This is a genomic window from Haloarcula mannanilytica (genome assembly GCF_005406125.1).
GTDB classification, from domain to species: domain Archaea; phylum Halobacteriota; class Halobacteria; order Halobacteriales; family Haloarculaceae; genus Haloarcula; species Haloarcula mannanilytica.
This window is the reverse complement of record NZ_BIXZ01000001.1, coordinates 505342-524557: the sequence shown is the minus strand read 5'-3', so window position 1 is coordinate 524557 and position 19216 is coordinate 505342. Positions and strand designations below refer to the sequence as shown.

Genomic DNA, 19216 nt, shown 5'->3' with positions numbered 1-19216 from the left:
TCTGAGAAGCGGGACACATGACAGTCCGACACGACGGCATCACTGCGGAGTGGCTCGGCTACGCGACGCTGCGGCTGGAAGGCGACGACACGGTCGTCTACTTCGACCCCGGCCGCTACGGCGTTCTCACCGGCGAGTGGGAACCGCATAAAGACGGTATCGGTCACCCACCGACGCAGGACTACGCCCCGAAAGACGGCGATATCGTCTGTGTCACCCACATCCACCACTACGACCCCGACGGCATCCGCCGCGTCGCCAGCGACGACGCCACCGTCGTCGCGTTCGAGGGCATCAACGTCCACGCGACCGACCGCGACCTCGACCGCCTGGCCGACCTCGACTACGAGGTCCGCAAAGTGGGGATGGAGGCAGACATCCTGGTCGACGACGTGCCCATCTGGACGATGCCAGCCTACAACCACGAGGACGGCCCGAACGTCAACGACGATGGCAGCCCGATTCACCCGAAGGGCATCGGCTGTGGCTTCCTCGTCGCCATCGGCGACACCCGCGTGTTCTGGCCCGGCGACAGCGACGTGCTGGACGGCCACGCCGAACTCGACGTGTCGCTGTTCGTCCCCTCTATCGCCAAGAACTACACGATGGACCGCCACAGCGCCGCCGACCTCGCCGAGGAGATGGACCCGGATCTCGTGTTGCCGATGCACTACAACACGTTCGAGTCGCTGGAAGGGGATTCCGGGGCGTTCGCCGAGGACGTAGCGAAACGCGGCGTGCCGGTCGTACTGGACGAGAACTGAGACGGAGTAGTGTCGCGAATTCCTGGTCCGTGTGGGTGGGGGGTACTTATTTATAAATTGTCATTGGAATTGTGACTATGTCTTCAACAGAAGTAGACCTGCGAAGCACAGTCGGCGGATTGACCGCGGAAGGGAAGCTACACACCCTGAGCGTCTGGTTTATCCTGGCGCTCCGCTTGATGATGGGCCTCGCGTTCCTGCAGGCCGGTTCGGACAAACTGCTTGGCGGCGGATTCAGTGCCGCAGGGTATCTCCAGAACGCGCCGGCAGCGAACGGCAGTCCGCTGACAGGTCTCTTTCTCTCGATGGCACAGACGCCCTGGTTCATGGATTTCGTGAACGTCGCAGTTCCCTGGGGGCAGCTGTTTATCGGACTCGGACTGATCGCCGGCTGTCTGACCCGGCTCGCGGCGTTCTGGGGCGCGTTTATGATGGTGATGTTCTACTTCGGCAACTGGGACATCGCCCACGGCTACATCAACGGCGACTTCGCGTACATGCTCGTCTTCCTCTCAGTCGCTGCATTCGGTGCCGGACGGATCTTCGGCCTCGATGCCTACATCGAACAGTACGAAATCAACGGCGTCCCACTTGTCGACCGCTACCCGTGGGCGCGATACGTCCTCGGCTGACCTGTCCGTTAGTACAGCCTAGCCAAGACGGTGAGCGCACACAGCTGTTGAATACTGCGGCCCGCTGGACAGTCCTCCAGTCGCGTGCCTACAGTAGCCCCATCTCGTCCAGCCGCTCGGGCAGATACGTGTCCGTCACGAAGTCCAGCCCTCGAGACGCGAGCGCCTGCTGCTCGGCCTTCTTGTTGATGTCCAGTTGGAGCTCGATCTGTTCCTCCCAGAACTCCGTCTGAAAGCGTGGGTCCTCCAGTTCGCTCTCCAGGGCGTTCACGTCGGAGTCCGACAGCGGGTCCGTCGGCAGTTCGTACTCCACGATGTCCTCCGGGCGGATGCCAATGAACTGGGCCTCGGGGGTCGCCAGGTACTCCGAGAGGTGGGCCGATTTGATGGAGCCGTAGGAGACCGACCCGAAGATGCGGTACGACCACGGGTCACCGTCAGTGAACACCGTGACCGGGAGGCCGAGTTCGTCGTGGAGGCGCTTGATGAGCCGCCGGGTCGCCCGCGCGGGCTGGCCGCCGAGGTGGACGACCAGGGCGTCGTACTCGTCGTCGAAGCCGTTCTCGACGAGGCGGTCGCGCATCCCACCGGTCTCCACGCAGAGGACGAACTTCGCGTCGTTGTCGAGAAACTCGATGGTGTCGGGGTTGTTCGGAATCTGGTAGCCGCCCTGTCCCACGTCGTCCTGACAGTGGATCTCGCGGTCGCCGCGATTGGTCTGCTCTCGGAGGAGCAGCGGTCCCATCACCTTCGCGCCGGACTCCTCCGGGCGCATGTGGAAGTCCTCGCGTTTCACGTCGGAGACGATTTCGAGGTCCTCGATGAGGTTGTTCGACTCGTCCTGCGTGTTGAACTGGGCCTCGTCGAGGTCCCAGGACTCCGAGAGGTAGTACAGTTCACGCAGGGTCGAGGAGCGGTCCTCCTCCAGTTGCTGAGAGAGGAAGTCGATGGTGTAGACCGCCTTCAGAATCTTCTCGGCTCCGGATATCGTCTTCGCTGACCGGGTGGAGTTCCGGTCGCCGTACACCCAGACCTGCTCGTCCTCGTCGAAGACGATGTTTGATTTGGTCCGGGTCGGGATGGTCATCGTCGGGACCTCGCCGTCGGCGAACTGGTCGTAGAAGTCCGCCGCGAGGTCGATGAGTTGCTCGCGCGCTTCCTCGGTGTCTGGTGTGGTGTCTGAATCGGTGCTCATATCAGGCGTTCACCGTGAGTTTCTCGTCTTCGATGCCGTCGACCGAGACGGTGAACTCGGCCTCGCCGGCGACGCTGTATTCCAGCACGGCGGTCTCGCCGGCCCCCACAGTTGGGGACCACTTGACGAACCACTCGCCGTCCATCTCGACGACCGTCGCGCCGTTGGTGTCCTGCGGTTCGGCAGTGACGATGTCGGTCAGTTCCACGTCCGCGTTCGTGTCGTCGTTGTTCTCGATGTGGACCCGGACGGTGCCGTCTTCGACCTCGCGCTCGACGAGGACGTTGTTCATGATGCGGGCCAGCGAGTCGTCGATGTGGAGGTCGTCGTTGCCGGTCACTTCAGTGAGTTTCTCGGCCATCTCCGGCAGAATGGTCGCCAGTTTGTCCTGTTTCTCGCGGCGCTGTTGCATCGACTGGCGCTTGTTCAGGTAGCTCTTGAGTTCGCGGGCGGCCTCCCGGATGGCGAGTTCGATCTCGTCTTCCATCTCGGGGACGTTGGCGATGGCGTCCTTCGATTCGCTGGTGAAGGGAACATTCGTCGAGGCGACGTGGACCATGATGACGGCCGGTCCCTTCGGGATGCCGGAGCCGCCGGGCTGGTCGAGGTTGTAGTTTCGCCAGCGGATGGATTTTACTACGTCCGTCGTCGCACAGGCCCCGCGCTGGTACACCAGCGGGACGCGGTTGGCGAATCGCATCACGTCGACGGGTCCTTCGGCTTCGAGTTCGCCGCCGTAGGCGATGCCGGCCTCGACGATGAACGGGTCGCCGCCGTGGACCGACGCGTCCCGGGTCGATGCGGCATAGAAGTCCGCGTCGAACTCCTTGCGAAGCCCCTCCTCGACCAGTTCCGAACTGATCGGGGAGAGACAGTCCGTCGGCGGCGCGATGATGTCCGTCTCACGCATCGCCGACAGGAGTTCACTGGCCGTGTCGCGGTCGTCGGCGATATCGGCGACTTTCGGTGGCTCTTCCGGAACGCCCTCGGCGGCCGTCCAGAGCGCCTCGAAGACGTTCTCGCGGGCTGTATCCCCGTAGGTGGCGTCGTCCTGCTCCTCGGTCATGTCGGCCGCGCGGTCGATGTAGCCACGGAGTTCGTCGCGAGTCAACTGGTGGCGGCCCTCGTCGGCGAACTTGTCGGCCAGTCGGCTCGCTAGCCCTTCGATTGCGGCGTCGTCTTTGCGTTTCGTCGTCACATCGTCGACGAGGGCATAGAGGTCGGCGGTCAGTTCGTCGGTGACGGCAACCCAGGCGGCGTCGACGGCGTTTTCTCGAACTGTCGCACCGAAGGTGGTGTCGCCGTCGGCCTCGGCCTCGTCGGCGGCTTCGTCGACGATAGATTCGACCTCGTGGTACGCGACCCGGTCGCGGTCGTGGATGGCATCGGAGACGGCGGCGGCGAACGTCGCAGTGGTTTCAGCGCCTTTGTTCGCCACGGCGTCCTCGACGGCGGCCTCGATGTCGGCGTCCTCGTTGACCTTCGGCGGCTGCCAGGCCATGCCGCGGCCGTAGTGGCGGTCGTTGAAGTTCGCGATGACGCTGTCAGCGGTCTTCCCGCCGACGCGGGTGAACTCCTCCTGCATGAATCCCGAAACCGAGTACGAATCCGTCGCTTCGAGCATCTTCAGGAGCGTCCCGAGTTCGACGCCGTGTGGATGGGGGCGAATCTCCTCGGTCTCGTCGGGGAGTTCAGCGCGCTCGGCCCGCTCGAACTTCAGGGACTCGTCAAGCCCCGGTTCGTCGAACTCGATGCGCGCGTGGGGGTTGACGACGGCGGTGTCCTGGATGTAGTCCCGCAGCGTCGAGCGGGCCCGCATGTTGGCCTCCATCTCCAGTTCGATGCGCGTTCCGTGGGGCCGTTCCCACGTCGTCGTCTCGTCGACGCTGATTTCGGGTTCGTTCGTGTCCGTATCGACGATGAGTTCGAAGTACTGGGCCTCGTCCTGGCCCTTCGGCCGGGAGGTGATTTTCGCCGGTTTGCCGGAGGTGAGCTGCGAGTAGAGCACGGCTGCAGAAATCCCGATTCCCTGCTGCCCGCGGTTCTGCTCTCTGGCGTGAAAACGGGAGCCATAGAGGAGCTTCCCGAAGATTTTCGGTGCCTGTTCCTTCGTGATGCCGGGGCCGTTGTCCTCGACGACCAACTTGTAGTAGTCGCCGGACTCCTGGATTTCGACGTAGATATCGGGGAGAATACCGGCCTCTTCGCAGGCGTCGAGCGCGTTGTCGACGGCTTCCTTGACGGCCGTGACGAGCGCCCGGGCCTCCGAGTCGAAGCCCAGCATGTGCTTGTTCTTCTCGAAGAACTCGGCGATGGAGATGGCCCGCTGGGACTCGGCCAACTCCTCGGCGATCCCCTCGCCCTCGCCGAGCCGCGACTGATACGAGGTCATTGTCGTGCGGTACGTACCCGCGTCGGGGTTATAAGGTAATCGCCACCGCGGTGAAAGTGAACGCCGTCGCCCGAAATCACGCTCCCGCGCGCGTGCGGGAGCTTTATACGTTCCCCTGTATTAGCACGGGTAAGTTCCTATGTCAGGAGAGTCTGATGAGTACGGCGCAAAGTCGATCCAGACCCTCGAAGGGCTGGAAGCCGTCCAGAAGCGGCCCGCGATGTATATCGGGTCGACGGACGCTCGCGGTCTCCACCATCTCGTCTATGAGGTGGTCGATAACGCGATCGACGAGGCGCTCGCCGGCTACTGTGACAACATCGACGTAACGATTCACGACGACGGCTCTGTCTCTGTCAGCGACGACGGGCGTGGCATCCCCGTCGACACCCACGAAGAACACGGCCGTCCGGCCGTCGAGGTCGTGATGACGATTCTCCACGCCGGTGGGAAATTCGACAACAAGTCCTACCAGGTCTCCGGGGGTCTCCACGGGGTCGGTGTGAGCGTCGTCAACGCCCTCTCGAAGTGGCTCGAAGTCGAAGTCCGCCGTGACGGCGCGCTCTGGAAGCAGCGCTTCGACCACGGCAAACCGGAGTACGACCTGAAGAAGGTCCGCGACCTCGAACCCGACGAGGAGACGGGGACGACGGTCCGGTTCTGGCCCGACGACGAGATCTTCGAGACCGGCGAGTTCTCCTTCTCGACGCTGTCGTCCCGATTGCGGGAACTCGCCTTCCTCAACTCCGGTGTCGCTATCTCTATCGGCGACGAGCGCGACGGCGAAACGGAGACGTTTGCTTACGACGGCGGCATCCGGGAGTTCGTCGAGTACCTGAACGAGACCAAGGACCCGCTCCACCGCGATGTCATCTACTTCGAGGACGAAGAGGAGATCACGGAGGGACCGGTCCAGGTCGAGATTGCCATGCAGGGGACCGACGACCTCCAGGGTTCGATTCACGCCTTCGCCAACAACATCAACACACGCGAGGGCGGGACACACCTCACAGGGTTCAAAACATCGCTCACACGCGTGGTCAACGACTACGCGACCGACAACAATCTGCTGAAAGACCTCGACGACACGCTCAAAGGCGACGACATCCGCGAGGGGCTGACGGCCGTCATTTCTGTCAAACATCCCGACCCGCAGTTCGAGGGCCAGACCAAGACGAAACTCGGCAACAGCGAGGTCCGCGGGATCGTCGAGTCGGCCATGCACGACGGCCTGGCGACCTTCTTCGAGGAGAACCCCGATACCGCCGAGGCCATCGTCGGGAAGGCCGTCGAGGCCGCGAAAGCACGGAAGGCCGCACAGAAAGCCGAGGAACTCACCCGCCGGAAGTCGGCACTCGACTCGACGGCACTGCCCGGGAAGCTCGCGGACTGCCAGACGCGGGACCCCGAGGAAGCCGAACTGTTCATCGCCGAGGGTGACTCCGCGGGCGGCAGCGCCAAACAGGGCCGGAACCCGGAGTTCCAGGCCATCCTCCCCATCAAAGGGAAGATTCTGAACGTCGAGAAACACCGGCTGGACCGGATTCTAGAGAACAACGAGATACGGAACCTCATCACCGCGCTGGGGACCGGTATCGGCGACGAGTTCGACATCGAGGACCTGCGCTACGAGAAGATCATCCTGATGACCGACGCAGATGTCGACGGAGCACACATCCGGACGCTCCTGTTGACGCTGTTCTACCGGCACATGAAGCCGCTGCTGGAGGCCGGCTACGTCTACGCCTCCCAGCCGCCGCTGTATCGGATTCGCTACCGGGGGAACACCTACGACGCGATGACGGACGCAGAGCGAGACAAAATCATCGAGGAGAAGTGCGACGGCAACCCCACCCAGGTCCAGCGGTTCAAGGGCCTGGGCGAGATGAACCCCGAACAGCTCTGGGAGACGACGATGAACCCCGACAACCGGATTCTCAAGCAAATAACCATCGAGGACGCCGCGGCCGCGGACAAGATGTTCAACGTCCTGATGGGCGACGCCGTCGAACCGCGCAAGGAATTCATCAAGGAGCACTCGCCTGAAGCGGAGTGGGTCGACATATGAGCTCGGACGTACCAGACGACGCGAACGCGCCGGCAGAGCAGATCAAGCACGTCCGCATCGAGGACGAGATGGAGCAGTCCTACATCGACTACGCGATGTCGGTCATCGCGGGCCGGGCGCTCCCGGACGTTCGGGACGGCCTCAAGCCCGTCCACCGGCGTATCCTCTATGCGATGCACGAGATGGGCGTCTCCTCGAACTCCGCCCATCGGAAGTCGTCCTCGATTGTCGGGGACACGATGGGTGACTACCACCCACACGGCGACTCGGCCATCTACGACACGCTCGTCCGGATGGCACAGGACTTCTCGATGCGGTATCCGCTCATCGACGGCCAGGGGAACTTCGGCTCGATGGACGGCGACCCGGCGGCTGCCATGCGGTACACGGAGGCCCGGATGGCCCCCATCGCAGAGGAACTGCTCGAAGACATCGAGAAAGACACCGTCGACTTCTCCAGCAACTACGACGACCGCCTGCAGGAACCGGACGTGCTGCCGTCGAAAGTCCCGAACCTTCTGCTCAACGGCTCGTCGGGCATCGCCGTCGGCATGTCGACCAACATCCCGCCGCACAACCTCGGCGAACTGGTCGACGCGACGGTCCACCTGCTGGAAAACCCCGACTGCACCGTCGAAGACCTGATGGAACACATCAAGGGGCCGGACTTCCCGACCGGGGGCAACATCGTCGGCCGCGACGCCATCTACTCGGCGTACGCGACCGGTCGCGGCCGCCTGCGGGTCCGCGCCGAATACGAGGTCGACCGTGAGGAAGGCCGCATCGTCATCAGCGAACTTCCCTACCAGGAGAACAAGGCCCGCGTCGTCGAGCGCATCGCCGACGACGTGAACGAGGGGAAAATCGAGGGCATCGCCGACCTGCGGGACGAGTCCGACCGCAACGGCGTCCGCATCGTCATCGAACTCAAGCGCGGGGCGAACGTCGACGTGGTCGAGAACCGCCTGCTCGACCACCATCTGGAGTCCACCTTCGGCGTCATCAACCTCTCGCTGGTCGACGGCCAGCCCGAGGTCCTATCGCTGAAGGAGAGCCTCCAGCACTACATCGACCATCGCCGCGAGGTCGTCCGACGCCGCTCCGAGTACGACCTCGCTGAGGCCGAAGACCGCGCCCACATCCTCGAAGGTCGCCTGAAGGCCCTCGAGAACGTCGAGGACGTGGTCGAACTCATCCGCAACAGCGAGGACCGCGACGCGGCTCGGTCCGGCCTGCAGGAATCGTTCGAGTTCTCCGAGGAACAGGCCGCCCACATCGTCAGGATGCAACTCGGCTCGCTCACCTCGATGGAAGCGGCCGAGATCGAAGAGGAGTACGAGGACGTGCAGGACACTATCGACTACCTCGAATCTGTCCTCAACAGCCGTGCGAAGCTCGACAGCGTCATCGCCGACGAACTCCATGAGGTCAAAGACGAGTACGACGACGACCGCCGGACGAGCATCATCGAGGACGAGGGCCAGGTCACTCACGAGGACCTCATCCCCGAGGAGGACTGCGTCGTCGTCATCACCGAGGACGACTACATCAAGCGGATGCCAGTCGAGAACTTCGACCCCCAGAACCGCGGCGGCAAGGGTATTATCGGGGCCGACCCCAAGGAGGACGACCGCGTCTCGAAGGTGTTCCGGGCCAACAGCCACGACTACCTGCTCTGTTTCACCAACCAGGGACAGGTCTACCGGCTCAAGACCTATGAGATTCCGGAGATGTCCCGGACAGCGCGAGGCAAGTCCGCCATCAACCTCATCGACCTCGATGACGGCGAGGAGCTGACCGCCGTCGTCTCCACCGACGAGTTCGAGGACGACGAGTGTATCACGATGGTGACCCGGAACGGCTACGTCAAGCGGACCTGCTGTTCGGAGTTCGAGAACATCCTCACGACCGGCATCATCGCCGCCAAACTCGAAGACGGCGACGAACTCATCGACGTGGAAGTCACCGACGGCACCGGTGACCTCGTCATCGCTACGGAGGCGGGAATGACCATCCGCTTCAGCGAGAGCGAAGTCAGCGAGATGGGCCGTTCCGCCCGCGGTGTCAACGGCATCAAACTGCAGGACGACGACAAGGTTGCGGCGATGGTTGCCACCGACGACGACGACCCGCGGTCGCTGTTGACCGTCACCGAACACGGCTTCGGGAAGCGCACCAAACTTGAGGAGTACCGCACCCAGTCCCGCTACGGCAAGGGCCTCATCGACATCAAGACCGACGACCGGAACGGGCTGGTGTCGACGGCCAAGGCCGTCACCGACGAGGACCACCTGGTCATCATGTCCGAACAGGGCCAGATCATGCGTATCCGCGCCGGCGACGTGTCGCAGGTCGGCCGGAACACGAAGGGTGTGACTATCATGGGACTCGAAGACGACGACCGTGTGGCGAGCGTGACGGTCGTGCCAGCAGATAATAGCGAATAGACGGACCACGCGGCGTCAGACCAATAGTAGCTAGCATACTCGGCGCTTGCGCCGAGTTTCACGCGAATCGCGGAGCGATTCGCGCCTTTTTCCCCACGTTTTTCGAGGAGCCGTCCCCGCAGCGAGCAAAGCGAGCGAGGAACGGCGACGATGAAAAAGGTGGTGGGGCAGACATACAGGTGTCGGCGTCGTACCCCGGTTATGGATCTGCCCAAGCATCTCTCACAGCACGACCGGGCGGCGCAGTTGCCGCTGGTCACCGAGGGCGCGCGGGTGACGCTCGTCGAGCCGATGGACCGCAACCGCAACAACGAGGTGCTGTCTGCGGTCCGGGAGCAGATCGCCCCTGTCGGAGAGCGGTCGTGGTTGGCAGCTGCCCGGAGCGGATCGACAATCCAGTGGCCGGCGTTGCTCGACCGCCTGCGCGATGCCGGGGCGTCGAAACGGCGGCTCGCGCGGATCGAGACGCTGGCCGAGCGCTTCGACCGTCCCTACCCCTCGCTGTTGCGCCTCCGTGTCAAGCCCGACGTGGACCTCGATTTCGCGCCTGGACAGTACGTCACGCTCCGGCTCCGGAACACGCCGCGAGCGTACTCGCTGGCGAACTCCCCGAGCGAGGACGAACTGGAGTTTTGCATCCGGCTGGTCCCCGGCGGAAAGCTCACCAGCGGGCTGTTCGAACGCGTCCGCGTCGGCGAGGAGGTCGTCGTCCGCGGACCGAACGGCGACATGGTACTGGACCCGCCATCGAGCCGGGACATGGTCTTTCTGGCGACCGGGACCGGCGTCGCGCCGTTCAAGAGCATGATCGACTACACGTTCGAGCAAGGGCGGGACGTGGTTGACGGCAAGCCCCGTGACATCTGGCTGTTTCTGGGCTGTGGCTGGGAGGACGACCTCCCCCACCGTGAGCACTTTCGGCGGCTCGACGCCCAGTACAACCACTTCCACTTCGTCCCCACGCTTACGCGCGAACCACTGTTGACCGACTGGGACGGCGCGACCGATTACGTCCAGTCGGTGTTCGTCAACCACGTAAAACGCGACGCCCTGGAGAGCGCGGATCTGCCGGAGCGGTTCGAGTCTGTTCGAAGCCAGCGCCCCCAGTCCGGCGTCGACGCCCGCATCGACCCGTCGAACGTCGAACTGTACGCCTGTGGCATCAGCGCGATGGTGTCGACGCTGGTCCGGGCTGCCCGAAGCGTTGGGATTCCCGAGTCCGAGATGCAGTACGAGGGGTTCGGATAACTACAGCACGCGCTTGCCGAAGGCGCTGGCGACGAGTTCACAGCCCAGTTCGGCGGTACGGTTGTGCTCGTCGAGAATCGGGTTTACCTCGACCATCTCCATCGAGCGCAACTGGTCGTGGTGTTCGGCGACGTACTCCATTGCGATGTGGGCCTCGCGGTAGGAGACCCCGCCTCGGACCGGTGTGCCGACCCCCGGCGCTTCCGTCGGGTCGAGCCAGTCGAGGTCGAGTGAGACGTGCATCCCGTCTGTGCCGTCGGTGGCGATCTCCAGTGCCTCTGCCACGACCTCCGGCGCGCCGCGGGTGTCGATGTCCGACATGGTAAACGCGGTCACGTCGCTTTCGTACAGCCGGCGGCGCTCCCCGTCGTCCACGTCCCGCAAGCCGACGATGACGACGTTCTCCTCACGGATTTCGGGGGTGTGCGCCCAGTCGTGGTCCGCAAACGCCCCGTCCCCGAGGACGGCCGCCAGCGACATCCCGTGGATGTTGCCGCTTGGCGTCGTCTCCGGCGTGTTGAAGTCGCCGTGGGCATCGAACCAGATGACGCCCAGCTCCTCGTCGTCGCGGGCCGCACCGGCCATCGTTCCGATGCCGATGGAGTGGTCGCCGCCCAGCACGAGCGGGAACTGGCCCTCCAGAAGCGTGGCATTGACGGCTGTCGCCACGTCCTCGCACACTTCTTTCGTCTCTCTGAAGAACTTGGCCCGACCGGACGAGAGCCCGCCCGCATCCGGGTCCGACTCCTCCGGTCGCGGCACGGCGATGTCGCCGCCGTCAATGCAGTCGATGCCGGCACTCGCCAGTTGGTCGGCCAGTCCGCCGTACCGGATCGCCGACGGCCCCATGTCGACGCCACGGCGGTCTGCTCCGAGGTCCATCGGAACGCCGAGGATCCGAACCTGTTGTTCCATACCGTCGCTTCCACGGGCCGGCCCTAAATATCAGTGTTTGCCCGTTCGTTCGCGGCTTACGTGTACGGCGCACAGACAAGTTCGATACCCTCTTCGAAACTGATCTCCGGTTCCCAGCCCGTCGCCTCGTGCATCTTCGAGAAGTCGGCACAGGTGTCGTGGACGTACACGTCGTCGGGAATCGGGTTTTCGACGTACTCCGGTTCGATGTCCGTCCCGAGTTCGTCGTTCAGCAACTCGACGACGGTGTTGAAGTCGTAGGCCTCGCCGGTGCCGAGGTTGTACACGCCGTTCAGTTCGTGCTCGGCGGCCATGACGAGCCCGCGGACGATGTCGTCGACGTGGGTGAAATCCCGGGTCTGCTCGCCGTCGCCGTACAGCTTCGGTGCGTTGCCGTTCGCCAGGTCATCGGCGAACTGGGCGATGACGTTGGCGTACTCGCCTTTATGTTCCTCTGCACCGCCGTAGCCCTGGTACACCGAGAAAAAGCGCATCCCGGCCAGCGTGAGGTCGTAGTGGTTCTGGAAGTACTCCGCGTACGTCTCTCGGGCCATCTTCGAGGCCTCGTAGCCGGTGTTGACCGTCACGTCCATGTCTTCCGGCGACGGCTCCGTCCGGCTCCCGTATATCGAGGAGGTCGAGGCGTAGACGATGGTATCACAGCCGTCGTCACGGGCCTGCTCGACCGTGTTGACGAACCCTTCGACGTTCACGCGAGCGCCGTGGGTCGGATTGTCCTCGTGCATCGCATACGAAGAGAGTGCCGCGAGGTGAAACACCACGTCAACGTCGGTCGGCAGGTCGTCGTCGAGAACGCTCCGTTCGACGTACTCTACGTCTTCTGATACGTTCTCCGGCGTCCCGAGGTAGCCGTCGTCGAGCGCAATGACATCGTTGTTCTCGGCCAGAGTGTTCGCAAGATTCGCACCGATGAACCCACCACCGCCGGTCACCAGAACGCGTTGACTTTCCATATCTGTGTCATGTTCTCGACGGAATAAAGTAGTATCGTTTTCGGCGATTCTATGGCAGTTCCAGACGTTTTACCGTCGCATTTAAGGACGGCTATACCGAACAACAAATTATGTCATCTATCGAACTGACACCCAGTCAAAAGAACATTCTACAGGAACTGGTAAATCTCTATCGGGAAAGCGAAAGCGCGGTCAAGGGCGAGGACATCGCCGAGAAGGTCGACCGCAACCCCGGCACGATTCGCAACCAGATGCAGAGCCTCAAAGCCCTGCAACTGGTCGAAGGCGTCCCCGGCCCCAAAGGTGGGTACAAGCCCACCGCAAACGCCTACGATGCGCTCCAGATTCAGGACATGGACCAGGCCGCGGAGGTCCCCCTGCGCCACAACGGCGAACTCGTCGAACACTCGAACGTCGAGGAGATCGACCTGACCAGCGTCCACCACCCCGAGGAGTGTCGTGCGGAGATCCAGCTCCAGGGAACCATGTCCGAGTTCCACGAGGGCGACTCGGTGACGGTCGGCCCGACACCGCTGTCGAAGCTCCAGATCATCGGCACGCTCGAAGGCAAGGACGACACCAACAACAAACTCATCCTCGCTATCGACGATATGCGGGCTCCGGCGGGCGAGCCGGAACACTAATCCGGAGGTTTCTAACTGCTTTCCTGCGGCCACGGCAACGGAGCCGTCTCGTAACCTCCACCATTATCTCTGTAGAATTTTCCACGCTGAGAGCGATTTCAAAGGGTTTGTATCAGTCGGTTGCGGAGTCACCACTATGACAGAGAACGTGGTCGTACTCGGTGCAGGGTATGCGGGGGCTGGGACGATCAAGAGTCTCGAAGACGAACTGAATGGGGAGGTTGATGTTGATGTCACCTGGATTTCTGAGACGGACTATCACCTGGTGCTGCACGAGTCCCACCGCTGTATTCGGGATCCCAGCGTTCAGGAGAAGATCGCCATTCCGGTTCACGAGATCAAGCAGCCCTCGACCGCGTTCATTCAGGACGAGGTTGTGGATATCGACACCGACGCTCAAGAGATTGCCCTCGCCGAGTCCGATACTGTGGAGTACGATTATTTGCTTGTAGGCCTGGGTTCGCAGACGGCCTTCTTCGGCATTGACGGGCTCAAAGAGCACGCGCTGACGCTCAAGAGCCTCGACGACGCGCTCGAAATCCACGACAACATTCAGCAGGCTGCTCGTGAGGCCTCCACCAACGACCCCGCACAGGTCGTCATCGGCGGCGCTGGCCTGTCCGGCATCCAGACCGCCGGCGAGGTCGCCGAGTTCCGCGACGAACACAACGCGCCCATCGATATTCACCTCGTTGAGGGTCTCGATCAGGTGCTGCCCAACAGCGATCCGGAACTCCAGGGTGCCCTGCGCAAGCGTCTGGAAGCGGCCGGCGTGAACATCAAATGCGGGGAGTTCATCGGCGAGGTCGACGAGGAGACGGTCTACATCGGCGACGAGGACGAACTGGACTACGAGGTGCTGGTCTGGACCGGCGGCATTACCGGCCGGGACTGCATGCAGGATGTCGACCTGGACAAGGACGAGCGCAACCACCGCGTCCACGCTGAGGGGAACTTCCAGACCGATGACGAGCGCGTGTTTGCGATTGGTGACTCGGCGCTGATCGACCAGCCTGGCGACCAGCCCGCGCCGCCAACCGCTCAGGCCGCCTGGCAGGCCGCCGAGGTCGCCGGCGAGAACCTCGCTCGCGCCGTGCGAGGCCAGCCGCTCAAAACCTGGACGCACAAAGACAAAGGGACGGTCGTCTCTGTCGGCGAGAAAGCCGTCGCCCACGACGTGATGAACATGCCCATCGAGACGTTTGGCGGGCTACCGGCGAAACTGCTGAAAAAGGCGATTGCCGCCCGCTGGATCAACGACGTGACCGGTGTCGGCCGGGCTGCCAAGGCCTGGCCCGACATGTAGCGAGTACCTTTTTACTGCAGAGGGGTTCCTCGCGCCTCCGGCGCTACGGGAACCCCCCTTTGCAAAAATCTACGCTAAAAACGACCTCCGAGTCGCGCTCTGCGAGCGCGCTCGGAGTGAAACCGCGCCGAAGGCGCGGTATGCTGCTCCCTTCGTCGCCGCACTACAACCACACCCGCTCACACTTAGCGCCAGTAGCGAACCCTAGCGCTCGATAGAGAGACCGGCGTGCCACCCGTCGGAGTCGGCTTCCTCGACAGCGGCGTCCATCTCGGCGAGATAGGAGACGGCGAGGCTGGCACATTTGGCCGCTTTGCGCTCCCCTTCGGTGCGGAACTCACCGGTGACGCGGTTGGCGTACACCGTACAGACAGCGCCGGCCCGCAGGCCGTACAGGTTCGCAAGCGTGAGAATCGTCGCGGCCTCCATCTCGAAGTTGAGGACGCCGGCCTCTTTGAGCGCCGCGATGCGTTCGTCGCTGCCGCTTGCCTCGAACCCCTCGAACCCGGCGCGTGACTGGCCGGCGTAGAAACTGTCCGTCGAACAGGTGACGCCGAGGTGATAGTCGTAACCGAGTTCCTCGGCGGCGGCGACGAGCGCCGAGACGACCCGGTGGTCGGCGCTGGCCGGATAGTCCTCGCGGACGTACTCCTTGCTGGTTCCCTCCTGTCGCACCGCGCCGGTCGTGATGACGAGGTCGCCGATGCTGGCTTCTTCTTGGATGGCCCCGCAGGAGCCGACCCGGATGAACGAATCAGCGCCGACGCGGGCCAGTTCCTCCAGCGCGATGGCGGCTGACGGCCCGCCGATGCCCGTCGAGGTCACGGAGATTGGCGTCCCGTCGTGGGTGCCCGTCGCCGTGCGGTACTCGCGGTGTTCGGCGACGACCTCGTGGTCGTCCCAGTAGTCGACGACCTTTTCGACGCGCTCCGGATTTCCCGGCAGCAGGACGCTGTCGGCCACGTCGTCTTCGCTCACTTCCAGATGGTACTGTACGTCGTCGTTCGGGTCTTCGCTGTCGCCTGTCATTTGTCGAGGTGCTCGCTGGTAATCGTGTTCGGCAGGAGGTCGCCGAGTTCGTACACCGTTGGCTCGTCGCCGTCGGTGATGATTTCGAACGATTCGTCGCAGAACTCGGCGAACGTCTGGCGACACATTCCACAGGGGGTAACGCCGTCGCGCTTGCCCGAGGTGACGGCGACACGCTCGAAGGACCGGTGGCCGTCACTGACAGCCGCGCCGATAGCGACTTCTTCGGCATGTAAGCTGTTGCTGTAGTTCGCGTTCTCGATGTTACAGCCGGTATAGACGCTGCCGTCGCTCGTTTCCAGTGCTGCGCCGACGGTGTACTCAGAGTACGGCGTGTAGGCCGCATCCATTGCGTCTCTCGCTGCGTCGAGGAGGTCGTCCATGCTCTGGGCGTCGGCGGGCCGCGTAGAAATTCTGTCGGTCTCGCCGGCGGTCGGGCGCTCGGGATCAGGCGTCGGCGGCACTGACCGCGGCGACGGCATCCCGAACTGCCTGTGTGGTGTCTGCGACCAGCGCGTCGATGTCGTCGCTCTCGGCGTACACCCGGACGTACGGCTCGGTGCCGCTCGGGCGCACGAGCGTCCACGACCCGTCGTCGAAGGAGAGCCGGACGCCGTACTCGGTGGACACGTCGGCCTCGGGGAACGTCTCGGGGAGACTGGATTCGAGTCGCGCCATCGTCTCGGCCTTGGCGTCGTCGGGGCACTCGACGCTCACCTTTTCGTAGGGCCGCTCGGAGATGACAGCCCGCCTGTCGGCGACGCTCTCCTCGGCAAACAGGCGCGTCAGGACGGCTGCGCTGGCGACGCCGTCGATCCAGCCGCCGAAGGCGGTGTGGATGTGCTTCCAGGGTTCGGCGGCGAAGACGACCTCGGTTTCGTCGGTCGCGTCCGCGCGAACGTCCGCGATACCAACGTGGAGCGAACCGAGGTGGATGCGCTCGACGCGGCCGCCGGCGGCCTCGACACGCTCGTCGATGCGGCCGGAGGCGTTGGGCGTCGTCACGACCACCGGATCCGAGGCGTCCGCGGCACGCGTGTAGTGTTCGGCGAGCATCGCCAGTATCGTGTCCTCGTGAATCACGTCGCCATCAGCGTCGACCACGACGATGCGGTCGGCGTCGCCGTCGTGCCCGAAGCCGAAGTCAGCATCCGTGTCTGCCACGAACCGCCGGAAGTCAGAAAGTGTCTCCGGCGTCGGCTTGCTCTCGCGGCCGGGGAAGGTCCCGTCGACGTTGGCCTCCGTCGCCAGCACGTCGGCCCCGAGTTCCCGGAGGACCTGTGGCGTAGCCACGCTGGCCATCCCGTTCCCGCAGTCGACGGCGACCGTCAGCCCTGACGGGTCGCCCCCGAGTGACTCGGCGTAGGATGCGACAGCGTCTCGGTACTCGTCGAGGTAGTCCACCGACTCCGTATCGCCCCAATCGCGCCAGGCTGTCGGCGTTGAGCCGTCCTCGATTCGCCCCTCGATACGTGTCTCATCGTCGTCGCCGTACTCAGTGCCGTCAGCGAACACCTTGATGCCGTTGTCCGTCGGCGGGTTGTGGCTTGCGGTGATCATCACGCCGTGCCGGCCTTGCGAGGCGTACGCCAGTGTCGGCGTCGGAACGCGGCCGATTCTGATGACCCGTGCACCGGCGCTTTGCAGCCCGGCAGCCATCGCATTGGCGAGCGCCGGCGAGGTCACGCGGCCGTCGTACCCCAGCACGAACGTCTCGCCGTCCCGGCCGGTGGCCTGCCCGACTCGCAACGCGAGGTCCGGCGTCACCTTCGATACGACATCACCGCGGATTCCCGCGGTCCCGAACAGTTCCATACCGGCGATGCGGAAGCCGACCGTATAATTCTCTCGTTCGCACGTCAGTTCAGGGTCGCCGTGTGGGCGGCCGGTCGAGAACTGCGGTGTCCGACCCAAACGGCACAAAAGAGACGGGAAAAGAGTCCGATTACAGCAGTTCGTCGAAGTCGTAGCCGTTGATGTCGACGCCCTCAGCCGTCACGTCGGCGAGGTAGATGCCGTTGCCGGAGCCGGTGTCGCGCTCGGCGGCGGCCTTGATCGAGGCGGCGGCGACTTCCTTGGCTTCTTCGTTGGTCATGTCCGCTTCGTAGCGGTCTTCGAGCGTCCCGTACGCGACGGTGAGCCCGGAGCCGGTGACGGTGTAGTCGTCTTTCATGACGCCGCCGGCCGGGTCGATGGAGTAGACGTGATGACCGTCGTCGTCGACGCCGCCGAGGATGGGGTTGATAGCGAAGAAGGGGCCACCGCGAGCGAAGTTACCGGCCAGCGTCGAGAGGGCCTTCATGCTGATGTCCTCACCGCGTCGGGCTTCGTAGAGGTTGACCTCGGCGCGAAGCGTCCGGATGAACGACTGTGCGCCGCCGACGCTGCCGACGAGGGTCAGCGCCGCCGTCGGGTGGATCTGCTCGACCTTCTGGACGTTCTTGTTCGAGACGAAGCGACCGCCCAGCGAGGCGCGCATGTCCGTCGCGATGACGACGCCCTCGGACGTGCTGATGCCGATGGTGGTCGTTCCGGTCTTGTTCACCTTCTCCGAATCCTGTGTGGACTGTTCGGGGAGCTCGCCGACCTCGGGCGCGTACGGGTCGCTCTGGAACTCCGCAGCAGCCTGGGGTCCAGAAAGCTCCGGCCCCGGAGTCATATCTCGCATTACACTCCGATACCAGTCCGGCGCTGATAAAACCTCTTTTCCTGATGAGCCTGACCGCCACCGTCCGGGCAGGTGTCTATCGGCTGTCCCGTCTTACGCGCTCGCCTGGTCGTAGGCCTCGTTGAGTCCCGAGACGGCCCGGTCCATCGGCAGTCGGAGGCCGAACTGCTCCGTGACCATCGCCACCGGCAGCAGCATGATGCCCAGCAGCAGGGTGAGTTGGTACAGTGCGAACAGCGTTGCGGAGTACAGTCGAGCTACCATCTTCCTCGGTCCATCCAGAGTGAGTCTGGTATATAAGTCTTGTCGCCGACTTTCAGTTATTTATTATAGATAATGAGGAAAAATCGGGCCGCAGTCTTGCGGTTTGCTCAGACCCATGAGATAGTCGGCTGCCATCGGAACGAGCCCCCGAACTGACATAATGGGGGCGTGAGGCAGGCGGCTGGTTCGCATAAGTTATGGAGATAGTTAGGGTGACGTGCGCACCGGGGGCGAATCAAAACTATCGAATAGTCGGGCCACGAGAGTTAGAGTATGAACTACCTCGTGGCGATGGAAGCAGCCTGGCTGGTTCGTGACGTAGACGACATCGACGACGCTATCGGTGTGGCAGTGAGCGAAGCGGGGAAGCGGCTCAACGAGGCCGAGATGGACTACGTGGAGGTCGAGGTCGGCGCGACCGGCTGTCCGGCCTGTGGCGAACCCTTCGACTCGGCGTTCATCGCGGCCGACACGGCGCTTGTCGGACTGGTGCTTGAAATGGACGTGTTCAACGCTGAATCCCCCGAACACGCCCAGCGGATCGCTAAAAGCGAGATCGGCGGCGCGCTCCGGGACGTGCCCCTGAAAGTCATCGAGGTGTTCGAGACCGAAGCTGACGAAGACGAGGCCGAAGCCGAGGCATAGTCCGTTCTCCGTGTGATTCGCCCAC

General features: G+C 63.6%; 17 protein-coding genes. 8 read left to right on the top strand and 9 right to left on the bottom strand.

The features are described from left to right. Positions 1 to 17: 17 nt before the first annotated feature. Positions 18 to 764, top strand: coding sequence for an MBL fold metallo-hydrolase (locus tag Harman_RS02545; RefSeq protein ID WP_137682250.1), 747 nt, complete (start codon positions 18 to 20; stop codon positions 762 to 764). A gap of 77 nt (positions 765 to 841) precedes the next feature. Next, complete coding sequence (locus Harman_RS02540; RefSeq protein WP_137682249.1) at positions 842 to 1396, top strand: DoxX family protein; 555 nt, start codon at positions 842 to 844, stop codon at positions 1394 to 1396. 88 nt (positions 1397 to 1484) lie between these two features. On the opposite strand, the gene Harman_RS02535 is transcribed toward Harman_RS02540, so the two are convergent. Both Harman_RS02535 and Harman_RS02530 read right to left on the bottom strand, forming a co-directional pair. Then, the gene (locus Harman_RS02535; protein WP_137682248.1) at positions 1485 to 2591 is read right to left on the bottom strand and encodes a DNA topoisomerase IV subunit A; all 1107 of its coding nucleotides are present in this window, start codon (positions 2589 to 2591) and stop codon (positions 1485 to 1487) included. Position 2592: 1 nt separating this feature from the next. Beyond that, entirely contained in the window at positions 2593 to 4983 is a 2391-nt protein-coding gene (locus Harman_RS02530) for a DNA topoisomerase VI subunit B (RefSeq protein WP_137682247.1), read from the bottom strand. Between the two features lie 139 nt (positions 4984 to 5122). On the opposite strand from Harman_RS02530, the gene gyrB reads away from it, so the two are divergent. The 3 genes from gyrB (at position 5123) to Harman_RS02515 (ending at position 10746) form a co-directional block, all read left to right on the top strand. Further along, the gene (gene gyrB / locus Harman_RS02525) at positions 5123 to 7051 is read left to right on the top strand and encodes a DNA topoisomerase (ATP-hydrolyzing) subunit B (protein ID WP_137682246.1); all 1929 of its coding nucleotides are present in this window, start codon (positions 5123 to 5125) and stop codon (positions 7049 to 7051) included. Continuing rightward, positions 7048 to 9498 (top strand): DNA gyrase subunit A, encoded by a 2451-nt coding sequence (gyrA, locus tag Harman_RS02520; RefSeq protein ID WP_137682245.1) that lies wholly within the window; start codon positions 7048 to 7050, stop codon positions 9496 to 9498. The genes gyrB and gyrA overlap by 4 nt, the downstream gene beginning before the upstream one ends. A gap of 201 nt (positions 9499 to 9699) precedes the next feature. Next, on the top strand, positions 9700 to 10746 hold the full coding sequence (locus Harman_RS02515; protein WP_137682244.1) for an FAD-binding oxidoreductase: 1047 nt from the start codon (positions 9700 to 9702) through the stop codon (positions 10744 to 10746). On the opposite strand, the gene rocF is transcribed toward Harman_RS02515, so the two are convergent. Both rocF and Harman_RS02505 read right to left on the bottom strand, forming a co-directional pair. Further along, entirely contained in the window at positions 10747 to 11661 is a 915-nt protein-coding gene (gene rocF / locus Harman_RS02510; RefSeq protein WP_137682243.1) for an arginase, read from the bottom strand. It abuts the gene before it with no gap. 56 nt (positions 11662 to 11717) lie between these two features. Then, on the bottom strand, positions 11718 to 12635 hold the full coding sequence (locus Harman_RS02505; protein ID WP_137682242.1) for an NAD-dependent epimerase/dehydratase family protein: 918 nt from the start codon (positions 12633 to 12635) through the stop codon (positions 11718 to 11720). 110 nt (positions 12636 to 12745) lie between these two features. On the opposite strand from Harman_RS02505, the gene Harman_RS02500 reads away from it, so the two are divergent. Further along, positions 12746 to 13279, top strand: coding sequence for an Rrf2 family transcriptional regulator (locus Harman_RS02500; RefSeq protein WP_004515710.1), 534 nt, complete (start codon positions 12746 to 12748; stop codon positions 13277 to 13279). Positions 13280 to 13415: 136 nt separating this feature from the next. Beyond that, positions 13416 to 14585, top strand: a complete 1170-nt coding sequence (locus Harman_RS02495) for an NAD(P)/FAD-dependent oxidoreductase (protein ID WP_137682241.1) — start codon at positions 13416 to 13418, stop codon at positions 14583 to 14585. A gap of 204 nt (positions 14586 to 14789) precedes the next feature. Here Harman_RS02495 and Harman_RS02490 read toward each other — a convergent pair whose 3' ends face one another. From Harman_RS02490 to Harman_RS21350, 5 genes are all read right to left on the bottom strand, one after another. Then, a complete protein-coding gene (locus tag Harman_RS02490) occupies positions 14790 to 15614 on the bottom strand; it encodes a nucleoside phosphorylase (protein WP_137682240.1) in 825 nt (274 codons plus the stop codon). Then, entirely contained in the window at positions 15611 to 15997 is a 387-nt protein-coding gene (gene cdd / locus Harman_RS02485) for a cytidine deaminase (RefSeq protein ID WP_137682239.1), read from the bottom strand. Before cdd ends, Harman_RS02490 begins: the two co-directional genes overlap by 4 nt. Positions 15998 to 16061: 64 nt before the next feature. After that, the gene (locus Harman_RS02480) at positions 16062 to 17429 is read right to left on the bottom strand and encodes a phosphopentomutase/phosphoglucosamine mutase (RefSeq protein WP_137682238.1); all 1368 of its coding nucleotides are present in this window, start codon (positions 17427 to 17429) and stop codon (positions 16062 to 16064) included. Positions 17430 to 17559: 130 nt separating this feature from the next. Beyond that, positions 17560 to 18273 (bottom strand): archaeal proteasome endopeptidase complex subunit beta, encoded by a 714-nt coding sequence (gene psmB, locus Harman_RS02475; protein WP_394347810.1) that lies wholly within the window; start codon positions 18271 to 18273, stop codon positions 17560 to 17562. A 102-nt stretch (positions 18274 to 18375) separates the two neighbouring features. Continuing rightward, positions 18376 to 18546, bottom strand: coding sequence for a hypothetical protein (locus Harman_RS21350; protein ID WP_004515716.1), 171 nt, complete (start codon positions 18544 to 18546; stop codon positions 18376 to 18378). Between the two features lie 273 nt (positions 18547 to 18819). On the opposite strand from Harman_RS21350, the gene Harman_RS02470 reads away from it, so the two are divergent. Beyond that, complete coding sequence (locus tag Harman_RS02470; RefSeq protein WP_137682236.1) at positions 18820 to 19191, top strand: DUF555 domain-containing protein; 372 nt, start codon at positions 18820 to 18822, stop codon at positions 19189 to 19191. Positions 19192 to 19216: the final 25 nt, after the last annotated feature.

Excerpts from the sequence above, each read along its gene's own strand:
- Harman_RS02545 (WP_137682250.1), top strand. The coding sequence starts at position 18 with ATGACAGTCCGACACGACGGCATCACTGCGGAGTGGCTCGGCTACGCG.
- Harman_RS02540 (WP_137682249.1), top strand. The coding sequence starts at position 842 with ATGTCTTCAACAGAAGTAGACCTGCGAAGCACAGTCGGCGGATTGACC.
- Harman_RS02535 (WP_137682248.1), bottom strand. The coding sequence starts at position 2,591 with ATGAGCACCGATTCAGACACCACACCAGACACCGAGGAAGCGCGCGAG.
- Harman_RS02530 (WP_137682247.1), bottom strand. The coding sequence starts at position 4,983 with ATGACCTCGTATCAGTCGCGGCTCGGCGAGGGCGAGGGGATCGCCGAG.
- gyrB (WP_137682246.1), top strand. The coding sequence starts at position 5,123 with ATGTCAGGAGAGTCTGATGAGTACGGCGCAAAGTCGATCCAGACCCTC.
- gyrA (WP_137682245.1), top strand. The coding sequence starts at position 7,048 with ATGAGCTCGGACGTACCAGACGACGCGAACGCGCCGGCAGAGCAGATC.
- Harman_RS02515 (WP_137682244.1), top strand. The coding sequence starts at position 9,700 with ATGGATCTGCCCAAGCATCTCTCACAGCACGACCGGGCGGCGCAGTTG.
- rocF (WP_137682243.1), bottom strand. The coding sequence starts at position 11,661 with ATGGAACAACAGGTTCGGATCCTCGGCGTTCCGATGGACCTCGGAGCA.
- Harman_RS02505 (WP_137682242.1), bottom strand. The coding sequence starts at position 12,635 with ATGGAAAGTCAACGCGTTCTGGTGACCGGCGGTGGTGGGTTCATCGGT.
- Harman_RS02500 (WP_004515710.1), top strand. The coding sequence starts at position 12,746 with ATGTCATCTATCGAACTGACACCCAGTCAAAAGAACATTCTACAGGAA.
- Harman_RS02495 (WP_137682241.1), top strand. The coding sequence starts at position 13,416 with ATGACAGAGAACGTGGTCGTACTCGGTGCAGGGTATGCGGGGGCTGGG.
- Harman_RS02490 (WP_137682240.1), bottom strand. The coding sequence starts at position 15,614 with ATGACAGGCGACAGCGAAGACCCGAACGACGACGTACAGTACCATCTG.
- cdd (WP_137682239.1), bottom strand. The coding sequence starts at position 15,997 with ATGGACGACCTCCTCGACGCAGCGAGAGACGCAATGGATGCGGCCTAC.
- Harman_RS02480 (WP_137682238.1), bottom strand. The coding sequence starts at position 17,429 with ATGGAACTGTTCGGGACCGCGGGAATCCGCGGTGATGTCGTATCGAAG.
- psmB (WP_394347810.1), bottom strand. The coding sequence starts at position 18,273 with ATGACTCCGGGGCCGGAGCTTTCTGGACCCCAGGCTGCTGCGGAGTTC.
- Harman_RS21350 (WP_004515716.1), bottom strand. The coding sequence starts at position 18,546 with ATGGTAGCTCGACTGTACTCCGCAACGCTGTTCGCACTGTACCAACTC.
- Harman_RS02470 (WP_137682236.1), top strand. The coding sequence starts at position 18,820 with ATGAACTACCTCGTGGCGATGGAAGCAGCCTGGCTGGTTCGTGACGTA.